General features: G+C 44.0%; 15 protein-coding genes. 12 read left to right on the top strand and 3 right to left on the bottom strand.

Annotated features, from left to right (window positions below; translation table 11 throughout):
- Window positions 1-44: 44 nt before the first annotated feature.
- Window positions 45-4526, bottom strand: coding sequence for a S8 family serine peptidase (locus NYE25_RS14040; protein ID WP_341146145.1), 4482 nt, complete (start codon window positions 4524-4526; stop codon window positions 45-47).
- 284 nt (window positions 4527-4810) lie between these two features.
- Between NYE25_RS14040 and NYE25_RS14035 the strand changes: the two genes are divergently transcribed.
- The 12 genes from NYE25_RS14035 to NYE25_RS13980 all read left to right on the top strand — a co-directional run bounded on the left by NYE25_RS14035 (window position 4811) and on the right by NYE25_RS13980 (window position 15130).
- Window positions 4811-5170 (top strand): hypothetical protein, encoded by a 360-nt coding sequence (locus tag NYE25_RS14035; RefSeq protein WP_042190997.1) that lies wholly within the window; start codon window positions 4811-4813, stop codon window positions 5168-5170.
- A gap of 39 nt (window positions 5171-5209) precedes the next feature.
- Window positions 5210-5389 carry a YfhD family protein gene (locus NYE25_RS14030; RefSeq protein WP_341146144.1) on the top strand — a complete coding sequence of 60 codons (180 nt, stop codon included), beginning with the start codon at window positions 5210-5212 and terminating at the stop codon, window positions 5387-5389.
- A 93-nt stretch (window positions 5390-5482) separates the two neighbouring features.
- Complete coding sequence (locus NYE25_RS14025) at window positions 5483-5857, top strand: hypothetical protein (RefSeq protein ID WP_149647629.1); 375 nt, start codon at window positions 5483-5485, stop codon at window positions 5855-5857.
- Between the two features lie 363 nt (window positions 5858-6220).
- Window positions 6221-7132 carry a methyl-accepting chemotaxis protein gene (locus NYE25_RS14020; RefSeq protein ID WP_149647628.1) on the top strand — a complete coding sequence of 304 codons (912 nt, stop codon included), beginning with the start codon at window positions 6221-6223 and terminating at the stop codon, window positions 7130-7132.
- Window positions 7133-7329: 197 nt separating this feature from the next.
- Window positions 7330-7890: an RNA polymerase sigma factor gene (locus tag NYE25_RS14015; RefSeq protein ID WP_076299677.1), complete on the top strand. Its 561-nt coding sequence runs from the start codon at window positions 7330-7332 to the stop codon at window positions 7888-7890.
- Window positions 7850-9526, top strand: coding sequence for a DUF4179 domain-containing protein (locus NYE25_RS14010; RefSeq protein WP_341146143.1), 1677 nt, complete (start codon window positions 7850-7852; stop codon window positions 9524-9526). Before NYE25_RS14015 ends, NYE25_RS14010 begins: the two co-directional genes overlap by 41 nt.
- 135 nt (window positions 9527-9661) lie before the next feature.
- Window positions 9662-10240: a DNA-3-methyladenine glycosylase I gene (locus NYE25_RS14005; protein ID WP_341147729.1), complete on the top strand. Its 579-nt coding sequence runs from the start codon at window positions 9662-9664 to the stop codon at window positions 10238-10240.
- Between the two features lie 190 nt (window positions 10241-10430).
- A complete protein-coding gene (gene prmA / locus NYE25_RS14000) occupies window positions 10431-11486 on the top strand; it encodes a 50S ribosomal protein L11 methyltransferase (RefSeq protein WP_341146142.1) in 1056 nt (351 codons plus the stop codon).
- 2 nt (window positions 11487-11488) lie between these two features.
- Complete coding sequence (locus NYE25_RS13995; RefSeq protein ID WP_042190984.1) at window positions 11489-12172, top strand: site-2 protease family protein; 684 nt, start codon at window positions 11489-11491, stop codon at window positions 12170-12172.
- 278 nt (window positions 12173-12450) lie between these two features.
- A complete protein-coding gene (locus NYE25_RS13990) occupies window positions 12451-13215 on the top strand; it encodes an RsmE family RNA methyltransferase (RefSeq protein WP_042190982.1) in 765 nt (254 codons plus the stop codon).
- A gap of 3 nt (window positions 13216-13218) precedes the next feature.
- Window positions 13219-14562 (top strand): tRNA (N(6)-L-threonylcarbamoyladenosine(37)-C(2))-methylthiotransferase MtaB, encoded by a 1344-nt coding sequence (gene mtaB / locus NYE25_RS13985; RefSeq protein ID WP_339243213.1) that lies wholly within the window; start codon window positions 13219-13221, stop codon window positions 14560-14562.
- Between the two features lie 196 nt (window positions 14563-14758).
- On the top strand, window positions 14759-15130 hold the full coding sequence (locus NYE25_RS13980; protein ID WP_341146141.1) for a hypothetical protein: 372 nt from the start codon (window positions 14759-14761) through the stop codon (window positions 15128-15130).
- 244 nt (window positions 15131-15374) lie between these two features.
- Here NYE25_RS13980 and NYE25_RS13975 read toward each other — a convergent pair whose 3' ends face one another.
- Together NYE25_RS13975 and NYE25_RS13970 are read right to left on the bottom strand one after the other, a co-directional pair.
- The gene (locus tag NYE25_RS13975; protein ID WP_149647625.1) at window positions 15375-15701 is read right to left on the bottom strand and encodes an AzlD domain-containing protein; all 327 of its coding nucleotides are present in this window, start codon (window positions 15699-15701) and stop codon (window positions 15375-15377) included.
- Window positions 15692-16426: an AzlC family ABC transporter permease gene (locus tag NYE25_RS13970; RefSeq protein ID WP_076284796.1), complete on the bottom strand. Its 735-nt coding sequence runs from the start codon at window positions 16424-16426 to the stop codon at window positions 15692-15694. Before NYE25_RS13970 ends, NYE25_RS13975 begins: the two co-directional genes overlap by 10 nt.
- Between the last annotated feature and the right edge of the window lie 14 nt (window positions 16427-16440).

The following is a 16440-nucleotide window of genomic DNA, read 5'->3' as shown; positions in this document are numbered from 1 at the left end:
TTCCGATGCAGGGTATGCATTGGAACAGCTTTTTTATAGTTCAACTAGATGTTGTTCGAAGAACGTAGGTCCTCAAGCACACGGCTCAGAATTGTTGCTGCTTGTGCACGAGTCAGTGTACCTTGTGGATTGAAGCTGTCCGCAGTAACACCTTTGAGATAACCTTTGGTTACAGCATAGGCTACAGCGTTGCGTGCCTCCGCAGCGATGTTATCCGCATCCTTAAAGCTTAAAGGTGTCTTTGCTACTGTAAGATCAGCACCAAGAGCCTTAGCGATGATAAGAGCTGTTTCCTCGCGAGTCAGCACATCACGAGATCCACTTTCTTTGATGCGAGTACTCCAAGTGTCACCTTTTCCAAGTAGACGGTCGAAGAGCGTTAGAAGCTCTGCCTGATTTAAAGTGTCAGCAGGTTTAAAGCTGCCATCGGCTCCTTTGCCGGCAATGATACCATGTGAAGCAAGGATTTCGATATCGGTTTGAGCCCAGTGTGTGCCAATATCTTTAAAGCTTATTTTTCGGGATGCTGCACTGTAAGAACCGTCACCAGTAACGTTAAACTGTAGAATCCCTTCTTTAGAGATAGAACCAGGTAGTAGATAGGACCATTTATGATCCTTTGATTCTACATAAGCGGCAGTCTTTCGTGCATCATGAAGACTGCTGGCCTTTAGATTAAGCTGAAGGATGATCGGCTTTCGGGTTGTCCAACCATTTTTGATGGTGAGAATGGAAGAACCGATATTTATTGCTGCTGAGCTACCTGCTAAAACTGCTGTGTTGCCTGCATCTGTCAGGCTAATCGTAAGGGTCAAGCCGTTGCTGCTGATGAAATCCGGAAGAGTCGCGGCTGGAATAAGTACATTGAACCCACTACCGTTTAGGCGGAGTGCATTCTCCGATTTCTTTAACTGCTCGGCTTGGGCCGGGGTAAGAGAAATAACAACTTGGCTATATTTATTGAAGCTTACATCGCTAAGATCAAGAACAGAAGTTTTATCTTTTGCATTCTGGATCGAATTTGCAAGTGCAGTGTCTAAGATGTTGAACACCGCTGAAGGCTGGCCACCTGCTGGATCTGCACTCTCTACTAGCTTCCCAGATTTCAATGCGATTCCAGAAGCGGGAGCACTGGTTGCTGTAGGTACATACGAATCAGGTGATGGAGTTGGTGTTGGCTTCGGTGTTTCAGGTGTCTTAACACTTACGTTTACCGTTCTCAAACCAGATGGGATTGTTGATGTTGTAGCATCATTCCAGATCTGCACATCATACAGCTCGAGGGAATAGGCTCCTTCTACTGTAGGTTTGAAGGTTATTTTGCCTAGTGAGCCAGAGCCGTGATAAGCACCACCTGACAAATTGACGCTATACTGTGTCAGTTTGCGGCCGTCTTCTAGATCATAGGTTTGTGAGAATTCTGTAAGTGGAATACCTGAGAAATTCTCCTCTTGATACGTAGCCAGTTGTACGCTTGGCTGGATTACCGGTGTTTCAAGGGAATCGTCGTAAATGACAGCGAATGAAGCCCCATAGACGCCATAAACCTCATCTGTCACGGAATACCCAAGATCAACGGTTACCGGTTGTCCCACATCAATGGTGGCTGCAGATAGAGACGGAGTTACATTGAAAATACCATCTCCAGTGCTATAAAGCAGTCGCTGAGCATAATCATCGTCGTCCGCGCCGTTACCTACTTTATCAACCACATAGATTTTGTACTCATTAAGTCCCTCGTTAACAGGAACGTCAATGGAAAAAGCACCGTTATTTGCAATCACACCGCCAAATTTATAAGTATTCCCATCATAATGTTTACCTTCGGCGTACACGGTAAACCAGTTTCCAATAGGTTGTGTATTAGAAATATAATAGGCCATTAGGTCATCATCAATAAAACCGCTGATTTGAGCCGCACCAGGATCGGTTGGCGCTTCACGTTCATACTCCTCAAGTGTGATGCCGGAAACTAATGGCTTCTCGGTATCAATTGTGAACTCGGTCTTTTGATTCTCGAGCAGTTGCCCATTAGGAAGCACAGGAGTGATGTAGTAATGACCATCTGCTAAAGTGGACTTGGCGGAGGTCTCCAGGTCTGTTAACGTTCCATCCCAATTTGTAATCTCGTAAACGCCACGATAGACCTTTTCATCGATAGAATAAACTTCACCTAAAACTGTCGCAGGAGCATCTATTGGAGAGGCTACGAAACTTATGCCATCCAGTTCTTCATTGACAGAGAAGGTAAAGGTGGTGTCGTCTGAGCGTCCATCCCCATTAGGAGAAATCTGTGGACTTTCAAAAGAAAGCTGATTAACAGGCTCTAAGTTGAATTTATCGCCGACAAGTGCATTAAAGGGAAGACGAAGAGTTTCAGTATCAGAGGTTAGGAACAGGATCCCTTCATATGCACCCTCTTTTGCTGTGTCAGATACCTTTAGTGTAAATTGTGCATATTGATCTACACCTGAGGTAACGCTGTTTGGTGCAATATTAATACTAATGTCACCAGGCGCTTCTGTAAGCCATTCGGTGGAAAGAGTATAGGTTGATTCATTCCCATTAAAGTCTTCCACATAGACTGATTTCGTTACGCTAGCTCCTTTTGGGAGCAGGCCAAAGGACAAGGAACCTGTGTAATAAGGGATCTCTACAGTCCCAGGAAGGCCGCTAATTAAGCTCTCCCCAACTTTAGCGATAGATTCAGCTTTTGCTGATTTCTCCAAATTAATTAATCCGGCACCTTGTTGATATAGTGAGTAAGCATCCCCATCACGGTTAAAAATAGGATCCGCATTGTTCATCAGCAACGCTTTAATATCATTTGGCTTAAGATCAGAGTTTTCACTCAGTAGCAAAGCTACAGCCCCTACAACATGTGGGGTTGCCATGCTTGTACCGCTTTTTAAGCCATAAGCATGTTCGTAATCCCCACTCCAGCTAGGAATTGTGGAGTTGATATTTACTCCAGGAGCTACAACATCAGGTTTGATTAGATAATCCGGCATCCCCGGGCCCATAGAGCTGAAGTTTGCTAACTGATTGACTTCAAGCCCTATATAGTAACTGATAATATCTTTAGCAGCATCCAATTGAGCTTTTATCTTTTTCCCATCTGCTTGAGTAATTCCGTAGGTAGGAATGTAAATCCCGGGCGCACCAAGGGTGGGACTGATTTCACCAGCAGCATTATTAGCAATTAGGACAAGCTTGGCTCCAGCTGCTTTGGCATTTAGAGATTTATCTCCGAAACTCAGCACACCTCGATCGACAAGGACTACCTTATCTTTGACGTCCAAATTTGTGTAATCGGAAGTACCTCCAAGACCAGCGTAAACGATCTTACTGCCAGCAATATTATCAACTAAGTCTGGGGAGTAAGTTGCTAAGGTCCCTGGAATTTTTTTAACATCGCCAATATCAAAGAATGGGGTATTCACTGGGGTAGTAGAAGCACCTACACTAAGTGCGAGTTGAGATCCAGCAGGTTCGCCCAATGTTCCTACATCCGGTCCAGCGTTACCGGCGGCAACTACAACATTCACGCCCGACTTTATGGCGTTGTCTATCGCAATTGAACTTGCGGAATAGCTTTGGTTGACATCAGAGCCCAGTGAGAGGTTAATTATATCAGCTCCATCAGCGACCGCTTTCTCAATACCCGCGATTACAACCGCTGTGGGCCCGGAACCATAAGGGCCGAGTACGCGATATGCGTACAAATCTACCTCAGGTGCAACATCCAAAATTGTACCGGCTACGTGAGTGCCATGTGAAGTTTCGTAAGGGTTACCTGCTTTTGGAGGGAAGTTAGCATCAGGTGGTGTTTCTGACGGATCATCATCCTGATCATAGGCATCGTAACCGCCCTTATAATTATCCTTTAATAAAGGGTGATTTTTATCGATGCCAGTATCGACAACGGCTACCTTTACTCCTTCTCCCGTGTAACCTAATGCATGTAGTTTATCCGCGCCTATAAGATTGCCACTGTCTGAATAGGAACGTGTAACAGGCAAAGTCGCTACCTCAACACTGTCTGCTAACGCATATACTTCATCATTTGGATAAACAGCCGCAACGCCCGGAAGCTCTAGCAGCTTGTTTACTTGATTGGCTGGCAACGTAATGGAATACCCGTTAAAAATTTCACTGTATTCAAAACCGATGTCGGCATCGATTTTCTGCGCTGAGGAAATAAAGCTTTTATGCTCTGAGATAATTTTACTGCGTTGTAAGGAGACTGAGGATCGTAAAGAAGAAGTTTTAGCCTCATTTTCATACACACTGACTGGTTTATTAGTTAATTCCACGATCACGGATACTGGTGCTGAACCTTTGAGCACACCCGCGTAGTTATGAGGGGTCACACTTTGAGACTGTACATTATTAGCTAGGTTAGTTGATGTTTCAAGGGATGAGTTCGCAAATGCAGCGGATGGAAAAAGGACAGAAACAGCCAGTCCGAAGCTCGCCGCCCCAATACCAAATTTTTGAATAGAGTGTTTAAAGGTACGTTTCAAATAAGTTCATCCTCCCAAATGAATTTTTATATTGCAGTGTGTATCTGTAGTTCTCCTCCTCAGCGTAAAATGTAAAAAATTATGAAAATTAAATTTATTCTACAGCTATAACTTCAAATCGAATATACAACTTTAGCACTATATTGCAGGGAAGCGTCGAGGAAAATGTCGAATTCCCAGTAAATAAGTGGAGTATGAGAAAAAAAGGGCATAAAAGAAGTGAAATGAAGACAATATAAAGGAATGCAACAGATATCTGAATTTCAAGCGAGAGCGGGGATAAGATGTCGGAAAGATCTATTTTGGCTTATTTTAAAAGTCCTGAAGAAGCGGAGGGTGTTGCTCGTAAGCTCCGTGCACTTCGGGCCATTGAAATTTCCGTTGATCGCTTCAGTAGATATGGAGGCACGAGCTTTAGCTCAGGGGTAAACCCAGTGACAGGCAATGTTGCCAGAATGGACTCCATGACTGCTGAGCGTGCACACACAGGCATACTAGCTGCTGCTGATACCAGCGCCAGTGGGATGAGTCATGGCGGAGATGGAGGACCGACGGGTAGAGATATTTTACTTACGGTGATCTTGAATTCGGAGTCCCATGATCAAGCATTACGCTTAATTGAAGAAGCAGGCGGGATGATTTGAATAATAATTTTCTTAATAAGAAGGGAGACGATCGATACTATGGATAGAGAGAACTCGCAAATATTCTCAAAGACCGAGAAGATGAAAATGCTGTACGAGGCGAAGGCAGAGGACGTAGAGTTTTCAGCAGCGGAGGCAGATCTGGAGGATATCGAAGCCCAGGCCCGGGCTCTAGAAGCAGACAAACGTCAGCTGCATGAAATTCTGAAAAAAGAATAGATGCTAAAAGCTAAGGCAGATACCTCACAATGTGGGGTATTTTTGCGTTCTGATGTGTATAATTAGGAGAATAGCCCAAGCAGGGGGGAGAATATGGACAACGTTATTTTATGGATAGGTTTAGCACTACTTATCGCATTCTTAACTTTTATGAATCAGAAGCAACTGTACTCTTCAAAAGTAAAACAGGCCTACCGTGAGCTGCGGGAGCTAACTGAAAAAGTTCGGCTGGAACGATCTGAGGCAAGCGATTTATACCGTTGGGAAGTAGAATTAGCGGAGATGGAGAAACACCCGAACGAACTTAATAAACTGGATGCTGAGATTGGGCTTCGCCAGGCGTTTGTGATGTATTTGGAAAGACATAGTCCTCTGGATGCAAGACTTCCAAGTTTAAAGGAGGCTGCGTCCTATCAGAAGGATTCGGTATGGGGAATTAAGATCGGAGATTACGGATCCAAGAAATAAGGAAATGTACATATAAAAGGCTATGTTTGCTGGACCGTTTGGTATGTGCATTTTGCAAGAGACAAATTAGTATTAATAGGAACTTGCTTCGAACCCTGGCTGGAATTACGGCTGGGGTTTTCCCAATTATCATCACTTAGAAGTATCTCGATATTACTTGCCCCTCGTCAGAAATCGGCGTATAAACATCCGGGATGAAAGCTGGACTCTACCGAACGTTGGTGGGGTTATTTTTATTACGAATTAGATGCATTTTAATGAAAATCATGTATTTCTCTCTGCGCAATAAGAGCGTATAATTGTTCAGATATACTTCATGATGACGCGACGAGTAACTTGTAGATATCCAGGAGGAATTATTATATGGGAATGGTACACTCTCAGGGAGTTACCGATGAGCTTGTTGTCCGATCTTTAGAAAAAAATTTAGCGATTATAAGGTTTGATCTTGATCGACGAGTGGCTTATGTGAATGACGTTTTTGCTAGTTCGATGGGGTATAACAAAGAAGAGATGTATGGGATGCATCATAAAGAGTTTTGCTTTCCTCACTTTGTAAATAGCCCGGGCTATGAGCTGTTCTGGCAGGATCTTTTTTCAGGAAAAAGTGTACAGGATAAGATCGAACGAATGGATGCAAAAGGAAATGCGGTATGGCTGGAAGCTACATATATGCCTGTCTTTGATGAAAATAATGAACAGGTCATTGGCGTATCTAAGATAGCGACTAATATCACGGATCGACAAAATAACATGAGTGTTGTAGTACAGCGGATGCAAGAGATGTCGGACAGCTTAAATCATAGAGCCGAGAAAGGCATTGAACGTAGTCAAGAACTATTGCTGAGTATCGATAAAATAGCCGAAGTATCCATTGAAAATACACAGACTCTAGCTAATCTGGAGACACAAGCGGTATCGATTCAGGGAATTGTACAAACTATTCGTAACATTGCTTCGCAAACGCAACTGTTAGCGCTTAATGCAGCAATTGAAGCGGCACATGCCGGGGAGTTTGGGCGTGGTTTTGACGTGGTTGCAAAAGAAGTTAGGAAGCTATCTTCCATGGTGCAGGATTCGATCATTCAAGTGAAAGATAGTGTGGATGCCATTACGCTGGAAATCAATAAGATCTCCAAAGGAACAAACCAGGTGCAAGAAAATATAGAAGCTAGTCAACAGCAGATTCAAATAGCCTTAGATGATTTCAATAATATCTCTTCCTCAGCCCAGGATTTAGATACACAAGCACGAGAGGTTATGAATATCATTTAATTTCTGTATGCTGTTAGCGTGAATATAAAGGAAAGCCAGTTCCCAGATTTATGGGGAGTGGCTTTTTGTGTTGCGAGTATAATTGCTATCTTTCATCTGTTATTACTAGCATCTATAGTTTATGCTCAGAAAAACGAACCTTTTCCAGAGATTGGTTGTCATATAGATATCACGGATAAGAAAGGAGGGAGAAAGATTTGGAGACTAATCGGGAATTATTCGAAGCCTACAACAAGGATGTATATCGGACCTGCTACTATATGGTGCATGACGCCGCGGATGCGGAGGACTTGACGCAGGATGTGTTCATTACCGTATTTCACACGAATCGTGAGAACGTAGAGCATTTGAAGGCTTGGATTATGAAAATAACGGTCAACCATTGCCTGAATCATTTGAAACGGAAGCGTACTTTACAACAAAAAATATCAGACAATCTTTATTTATTTAAGAAGTCTCCTGAAATCCCTGTAGAACGATTGATTGAGCAGCGGGAGACGACAATGGAATGGGCGAAATATTTGAGCCAGCTCCCAGTCAAACTTCGGATGGTGATTACGCTTAGGTACATGCATGATTTCAGCTTGGCTGAAGTATCGGACCTGCTATCCATCCCGCTCGGGACCACCAAATCAAGGCTGCATAAAGGGCTAAAGGTATTGCGGAGAATTTTGCTGGAGGCTGGGGTTCAAATTGAACGGAAAGAGGGCGAATCTTATGAAAAAGTTGGAGAATATGCTGGAGCATCAGTTAAATGAGGGTCAAAGTGTAACATATCCTGATTTTGAAAGCATGTGGGAGAGAATTGAACATAAAAATACAACATCTTTTCACGCTCGGATGAGCAGTGGTAGCCAGAAACAGGGGAGAAACTGGAGCAAAATAGCACTTGTTTCATCGTTTTCAGTACTTCTAGCGGCGGCGCCAGTATATGCGGCAGTTCATTATAATTGGGATACAATGCTCCGTGAAAAAGGTGGTATTCAGGCGGCACTGGCACAAAACCTCGGTCAAAAGCTGGATCAATCGGTGACAAAGGACGGAGTGACGCTAAAGCTACATACCGCCATCGTGGATGAGAATCGAACGGTCATCTTATTCACATTGGATGTTGGACAACGACAGGACAGTGAAACTTGGCGTGTGACTGAGATGACCCTGAAAGGTACTGAGGGGGGAAATAGTTCTGGAGAGTACAATTATCTGAACTGGGACGAAAAGAACCAAATTTATAACGGTTATTTCGAAAGTGAATGGACACCAGAGAAGGACACCGTGAATGTTCAGCTAGTTACAAATGATATTCAGGCTTTTAGTGAACAATCGTTAGATTTGCCGCTGGATATTCACTCGACGGAGACACAGAGCTTCCCTATTGGACAGGAAGGGATGCGCAGCATAGAGGTGAAGCCATTTACCCAAGGTCAAGAGAAAATGTTATTCTCTTCAGCGATCATTTTTGATCAGCCAGAAGCAAAAGAATGGGCCTATCCAAATATTGTCGGTTACAAAAATGGAACGCTCATAAATTCGCTGCCTGGAGGTACTTTCGGTACACCAGGAGAAAAAGGGGAGTATACAGCGCAGCAATACTTTAAGGCGGAGGATGTTTCCGGTGGTCAAACGACTTATCAGCTGCAATATATGAAGAAAGAAAAAGATGTTAATGGACCACTTTCATTCGATCTTCAATTAAGCAAAAAGCAGATGGAGAGCGGGACGATAAAAACCAGTCTGAATCTGCCGCTCGAGGCAGGTGAGACTGATTACACGCTGGAGAATATGGTTGTGTCGCCTACTCAAATTCGAGTCACAGTTAGAAGTAAGGATATAGACAATGGCTTCCCTTATAAAAAGTATGCTCTTGAAGTAGCAGGCAAGACGCTTGAGGGGCATTTATGGAGATCTCCAGAGGGTGAGCCGGAGCTGACAGTGCTTCGTTTCGAACGGCCAGTCGATCTTGAAATTACGAAAGAGACTCCGATTACCTTTGTAGCTAAATATAAGGTGACTCAGCATGGCAGCTATAAAATTACAAATAATAATGATGACAAAATACCGCTTCTTTTAACGAACATCTCTCAAAAGAAACAGACGATTATCCAGCAACTCAACGGGTATCCGGTGAAGTGGACATACTATATGCAGGGATCCGATCTTTATGTAGAAACTGGGAGTGAAGATGCTCGCTTCGGTGGAATTAACCAAACACATATCGGGCTTGGTAAGGAGCGCATCCTAGGTAAACCGCTAACCGTCAATTTCGCGGGGGATGGAAACAACAAGGCCATTGATGTGTATAAGAATTTTAAAGGTACAGAAGCTACTATCTATATGTTCTACTATACAACTGATGATCCGGATAAAGAAACGAGAGTGCAGATCCAGTCATAAGAGTTAGAAGAAGCATAATTAAAGGAAATAGAATAACTTTTTTAGGGGATGAACCTTGTGTTCTTCCCTTTTTTTCGTATACAGTGAGTAGACGTTGTAAAGGTTTACTATGAATAATTAAAGGAGGGGGAAATGATGGAAGTCACTCGCTGTGCTTGGGTCAATGATGATCCTCTATATATTGCCTATCATGATGAAGAGTGGGGAAAGCCTCTGTATGGTGACCAAAAGCTGTTTGAATTGCTTATGCTGGAAGGGATGCAGGCAGGGCTGAGCTGGTACACGGTACTAAAAAAACGGGCGCGTTTCAGAGAGGTATTTGACGGATTTGATCCGAATAAGATTGTCCATTATGATGAAGCCAAAATTGCAGAGCTAATGAGTGATCCAGGGATTATTAGAAATCGATTAAAAATTGATGCTATCATTCGTAATGCGGGTGTGTATTTGCGAATTTGCGAGGAATATGGCAGCTTTGCAGAGTATCTCTGGAGCTTTGTCGGAGGTGTGCCAACTATTAATCATTGGAAGACTCGTGCAGATGTACCTGCTTCGACGGCTCAGTCTGACGAGATGAGTAAGACATTAAAGAAGAAAGGCATGAAGTTTGTGGGTACTACAATATGTTATGCTTTTATGCAGGCATCGGGGATGGTGGATGATCATTCGCTCAACTGCTTTTGTAGGCGTAAAGAGGACGTCGCAGGTTGTTGAGCTGTAGTTTGGCGTTACACCAATAAGAAATGTTATACTATGAAGCGAATGCTTTCGAAGCGAGTTTTGCACGAAGTAAACCAATGAAGCAAATGCTCACAAAACTAAGCCTATGCTTTCGAAGCGAGTTTTGCACGAAGTAAATCAATGAAGCAAATGCTCACAAAACTTTTAGGAGGATTACATAAAGATGTTATGGCATGAAGTGACGATACATACAACAGAAGAAGCACAGGAAATGATTTCGAATTTTTTATATGAAGCTGGTGCGGGTGGGGTTTCAATCGAGGAATCCGGCACACTGAATAAAGAACGGGATACACGTTACGGTGAATTGTACGACCAACCTTTGAATGATATTCCTGAAGGGGAAGCGGTCATAAAAGGGTATTATGCCGATTCCACAGATATGGATGCTGTTATAGAAGAATTGACTCCACGGGTAGTCGAATTGCATGAGTACGGGATTGATCCAGGCAAAGCGTTGATTTCTTGGAAGACTGTGGATGAAGACGAATGGGCGCATGCTTGGAAGCAATATTTCAAACCGCTACGCGTATCCAAACGTCTTACCATTAAACCAACCTGGGAGGAATATACGCCTGAGAGTCCAGATGAAGCCATCATTGAGATCGACCCTGGCATGGCATTTGGTACTGGGACTCACCCTACAACAGCTTTGTGCCTCCGTGCACTTGAAAAGAATATTAGCGGCGGTGAAGAAGTTATTGATGTCGGCACCGGTTCAGGAATTCTGGCTGTAGGTGCGATGCTGCTAGGTGCAAAATCCGTATTGGCATTAGATTTAGATCCGGTGGCTGTGGAAAGTGCACGGGAGAATGTAGCCCTTAACAAGCTTGAATCATCCATAACGGTAAAAGAGAGCGATCTTCTATCGCTGCTGGGCGGGGAAGGCGTAGCTGATACAGCGGCTGGAGAGATGTGGCCATCCGCTAGACCTGGTCACTCACTAGAAGGAGCCGTTCCTGCTAAGCAAGAGCAAGAAGGCAGCCTTGGCGTGACATTGCCTGTACAAATTGTAGTTGCGAATATTTTGGCGGAAATCATCGTATTGTTTACGGATGATGTGTACCGCGCGCTTCAGCCTGGAGGCCTCTACATTACCTCAGGTATATATAAAGATAAAGAAGGACTTGTAGCGAACGCGCTGAAAGCGTCTGGTTTTGAGATTATTGAAATATCCCGTGAGGAAGATTGGGTGGCGTTTACAGCCGGAAAGAGGTAAAGATGGATATATTACAAAATATAATTCGAGTAGATTTAGATCAGCTTCCTTTCCTGCTCATTACAATTTTAATTGCTTTTACAGTACATGAATTCAGTCATGCATATTTCGCGAATAAGTTCGGTGACCCAACAGCAAGATTACTTGGCCGCATGACGCTTAATCCTGCTGTTCATTTCGATTTCTTTGGTATTTTGCTGCTGCTAGTTGCTGGCTTCGGTTGGGCACGTCCGGTTCCGGTAAACCGCGATAACTTTAGTCGTCCTCGTCTCATGGGAGTCATCGTGTCGGCTGCAGGACCAATCAGTAACCTGCTCTTAGGAATTATTGGTGCTATAATATACGGTGCACTTGCGGCAACTGGAGTTCTAGATAATATCTCGAATGATCGCATGCTCGAGGCTGTATACTTATTCTTTGGCACCTTCATTCAATGGAACTTCTTTCTGTTTCTGTTCAATCTTATTCCGCTGCCGCCACTGGATGGCTATCGGATTGTGGAAGATATCGCCCCACGTTCGATCCGCGGCAAATTACAGCAATTTGAACAATGGGCTGTATTTCTCTTTTTATTGATTCTGTTTATTCCTGGGCTACGGACGTATACGATTGATCCGCTTGCAGGCTGGGCTAGTGAAATGTCCAGAACATTTGTACAGCTGTCTCTAAGAATTTTTGGCAGCTAAGGCAAGGGATGAAGTCTGTTCAACCTTTGTCAAACATTGTATTATGTAATTTGATCAAAATTTGATCGTTAATTTTCGTCTGACCGAACCTTATATTTCTTGAAGAAACGGGTGACGTCCTTATAAGGGCGACTAAGCCGTTTCTTCAAATATAAGAAAGTATAAGTATCACTCTATACTTTATGACTTATATTTTTCGATTAAACGCTTACCGTCCTTATAAGGACGCCGAAGGCGTTTATACTTGTTACTGAATTTATGAACAGGATGATGATGAGATGCAGCGATATTTCGTTACACCGGAGCAGTTTGGTGCGGATACCGTGAGAATTGATGGGGAAGATGCCCGTCATATCGCTAAAGTGATGCGTGGTAAGGCAGGGGACAAGCTTATTGTTAGCGATGGTGTTTCCCGTGAGGCATTAGTAGAGATTGCGCAGATTGAAATTGGGGAAGTCACTGTGAACATTTTGGAGTCCCTGGAGATGACGCATGAACCTCGAATTAAAATTACAGTCGCTCAGAGCTTGCCTAAAGCCGATAAGATGGAAACTGTCATTCAGAAGTGTACAGAGATTGGTGCTGTAGGCTTTGTTCCTTTTCTGTCAGAACGCACAATAGTGCAATACGACGAGCGTAAAGAAAGCAAACGACTGGATCGCTGGCGTAAAATTTGTAAGGAAGCTGCCGAACAGGCTCATCGGAACATCGTTCCGTCTGTAGGGTCACCGTTGTCCTGGAAGCAGCTTTTGCAGACTTTTAGTGAGTATGATGCTGTTTATTTCTGTTATGAAAAAGAGGAAGGCTTACAGCTTCGAAGCAGCGTCGCTCCATGGTTAGCATCGCTTTCGCCGCAGTCTGGCGGGAAAGTTATGGTTGTGGTAGGTCCTGAAGGAGGTTTTACTCCGGAGGAATGCCTCAAGGCAGAAGAAGCCGGGGCAGTATCCGTAGGACTAGGACGGCGAATTCTGCGCTGTGAGACAGCGGGCATGGTTGCCGCTGCTTGTATATTATATGAATCTGGAGAAATGGGAGGAGCTTAAGAGATGCCATCCGTAGCGTTTTATACTTTAGGTTGTAAAGTGAATTTCTATGATACCGAAGCCATTTGGCAGCTATTTAAAAATGAAGGTTACGAGCAGGTTGATTTCGAGGGTCCCGCCGATGTATATCTGATTAATACTTGTACAGTAACTAACACAGGTGACAAAAAAAGCCGTCAAATGATCCGACGTGCCGTGCGCCGTAATCCAGAGGCCATCGTAGCCGTAACAGGCTGCTACGCACAAACCTCTCCTGGGGAGATTCTAGATATTCCTGGAGTTGACCTTGTCATCGGTAACCAGGACCGCGATCAGATCATGACACATGTGAAGAATATTGAAGCCTCACGTCAGCCGGTTAATGCTGTGCGTAATATTATGAAGACACGCGAGTTCGAAGAGATGGATGTGCCAGGCTTTGCGGATCGGACGCGTGCTTTTATGAAGATTCAGGATGGTTGTAACAACTTCTGCACCTTCTGTATCATTCCATGGTCGCGTGGACTTTCTCGCAGCCGTGATCCAAAAAGCATCGTAGCTCAAGCGCATCAATTGGTAGAAGCAGGGTATAAGGAGTTTGTACTAACGGGTATTCATACCGGAGGTTACGGTGATGATCTTGATAATTACCGTCTTTCCGATTTACTGTGGGATCTAGATAAGGTAGATGGTCTGGAACGGGTGCGTATCAGTTCTATTGAAGCTAGTCAGATTGATGAGAAGCTGCTTGAGGTGCTGAACCGCTCCTCCAAAATGTGCCGTCATCTGCATATTCCGTTACAAGCCGGTCATAATGATGTGCTGAAAGCGATGCGCCGTAAATATACGACAGAAGAGTATTACGCCAAAATGCAATTGATCCGCCAGGCGATGCCAGATGTCGGGATTACTACGGATGTTATCGTTGGATTCCCGGGTGAGACCGATGAGATGTTCCGTGCCGGATACGATTTCATGAAGGCTGTAAATTACTCGGAGATGCATGTGTTCCCGTATTCCAAGCGGACAGGTACTCCTGCAGCGCGGATGGAGAATCAGATCGATGAGGAGATCAAAAATGTACGCGTGCAGGAGCTGATTGATCTATCCGAAGAAATGCAATTAGCATATGCCCGTAAGTTTGTAGGACAGACGCTTAGTGTGATTCCGGAAAGATCCGCTAAAGGAGCTCCGGGCCGTAATATCCAGCATGGATTCAGCGACAACTATTTGCAGGTCTTCTTTGATGGAGAGGATTCACTTCAAGGAGAACTTTGTGAGGTGAAGATCACCGAAGCTGGTGTGAACGAATGCCGAGGCGAATTGGTCGGGGTTAGTCAGAGCGGTCTTAAGCTGGCTGTTCGTTAAGGAATAGACGTTAGTTAAAAGACAGCAAAGGAGCAATTCTCCCGTTAATGGAGAATTGCTCCTTTGTGTGTTTGGCGTTAGCTGAGAAATGCAACCGCATAGCAGAGAAATAGCTGCCGGATGGCTGAGACGTGGCTGCTACATGGGAGAGGCATAGCTCTCTCCTAATCTTGCGGTTTTCTATGGAGATACCAGCATGCTTTTTAGCCATTTGAGCATACTTTCGGACTCCAGGGACAATATTCTTGGAAAAGTGGTACATATATTAGCAGTGATTTTGCAAAGAAGCCCAAAACTGCGCCCGTATCGCCCGGAAGGCGTGAAACGTGAGAAAGAGGGGTATAAATCCCCCAGATATCGCCCGGAAGGTGTGAAACGTGAGAAAGAGGGGTATAAATCCCCCAGATATCGCCCGGAAGGCGAGAAAAGTGAAAAAGAGGGGTATAAATCCCCCAGATATCGCCCGGAAGGCGCGAAAGATGAAAAAGAGGGGTATAAATCCCCCAGATATAGCCCGAAAGGTGTGAAACGTGAGAAAGAGGGGTATAAATCCCCCAGATATCGCTGAGAAGGTGGTGCGGAGCGTCTGAAAGAGAAGCTCTCGCTTACAATCACTATAAATGATTGGTACTATGTCATCTTTTTAACTCTTTTATGGACGAAACTGGCATGATGAATCCTGATCGTTACGCAGAAATAATGCAGCTATTCCTGATAACGAATTCTTACGAGTAGCGCCAAGAAGTGGTCAGATAAGAGACGGGGGAACTAGCAGCCACAGTAACTCATTGCTTTTGGGGTCCCCTGCATGATCAAAAAAACATCCGCAGGATCATAAGGGAAATAACACCCGTAAGTACAGTTCCCAGCAAACTCCGGGTCTTTATAGCGATCCAAAAAGTAGGGATTGCCGCAAAAAGCTCAACGTTATTAGCTATAGGTGAGAATTTTCCATCATTTAAGAGGATCTCCTGACCTATTAGTGCCGCCATAACAGAGATAGGAACATAATTTAACCAGCGCATTCCCCATTCAGGCAATTCGAATCGGCTTAGAATCATTAATGGAACCACCCTTGGAATGAAGGTTACCAAAGCCGCCCCTAGAATAATCAAAAATACATCCCATCTCACTTCCATTTTTCAAGCACCATCCCTACTGTTGACGCAATGACCGTTGCAATAATGACACCTACACTACCGGAGAATACGAAGGAGCTAGCTACAGCGATGATTACTGCTAGAATTGCGACAACTAAATCAAGTTTTATTTTATTACGATCAATCATGGAAATAACAAGGATGCCAATGAACATGGCAGGTAAAGCAAACTGTAGACCGAATTGATCTGGATCAGAAATCCACTGTGCCAAAAAAGCTCCTGCTATATTCGCAATAAACCAATTTAAATAGGCAGTGAGATTAAGGCCATGCATCCATTTTTCACTGATTTGTTGCTTATTCACTGTTTGATTAATAGCAACTCCAAAGGTCTCATCTGTCAGCAGGGTTCCAACCAGCATGTTTCTCAGTGGGGTAAGATGCCGGAAATAAGGTGAAAGAGCTGCACTAAGCAAAATATGACGAAGATTCACGATAAATATCGTAACGATAATAGCAACAGGCGAGCTGCTTACAGCTATCATTCCAGCAGCTATAAACTGTGCTGAACCGGCATAAAGCATCAGACTGATCAAGGCAATCTCAGCAATGCTCAGCCCGGCGGTCTTTTGAACAACACCTGCTGCAAGTCCAATGCTCAAATAACCGAGTAGTGTAGGAATGCAATCTTTTACCCCTTTAAGGAAGCTATCCTCCTCTTTTGGAGTAGGGATTGTCTCTAGTTGAAAGTTCTCTATACTCATCGTAGCCCCCTTGG

This window comes from Paenibacillus sp. FSL E2-8871, from assembly GCF_038000345.1.
In the GTDB taxonomy this organism is placed as follows: Bacteria; Bacillota; Bacilli; order Paenibacillales; family Paenibacillaceae; genus Paenibacillus_AQ.
This window is presented reverse-complemented; position numbering and strand designations above follow the sequence as displayed.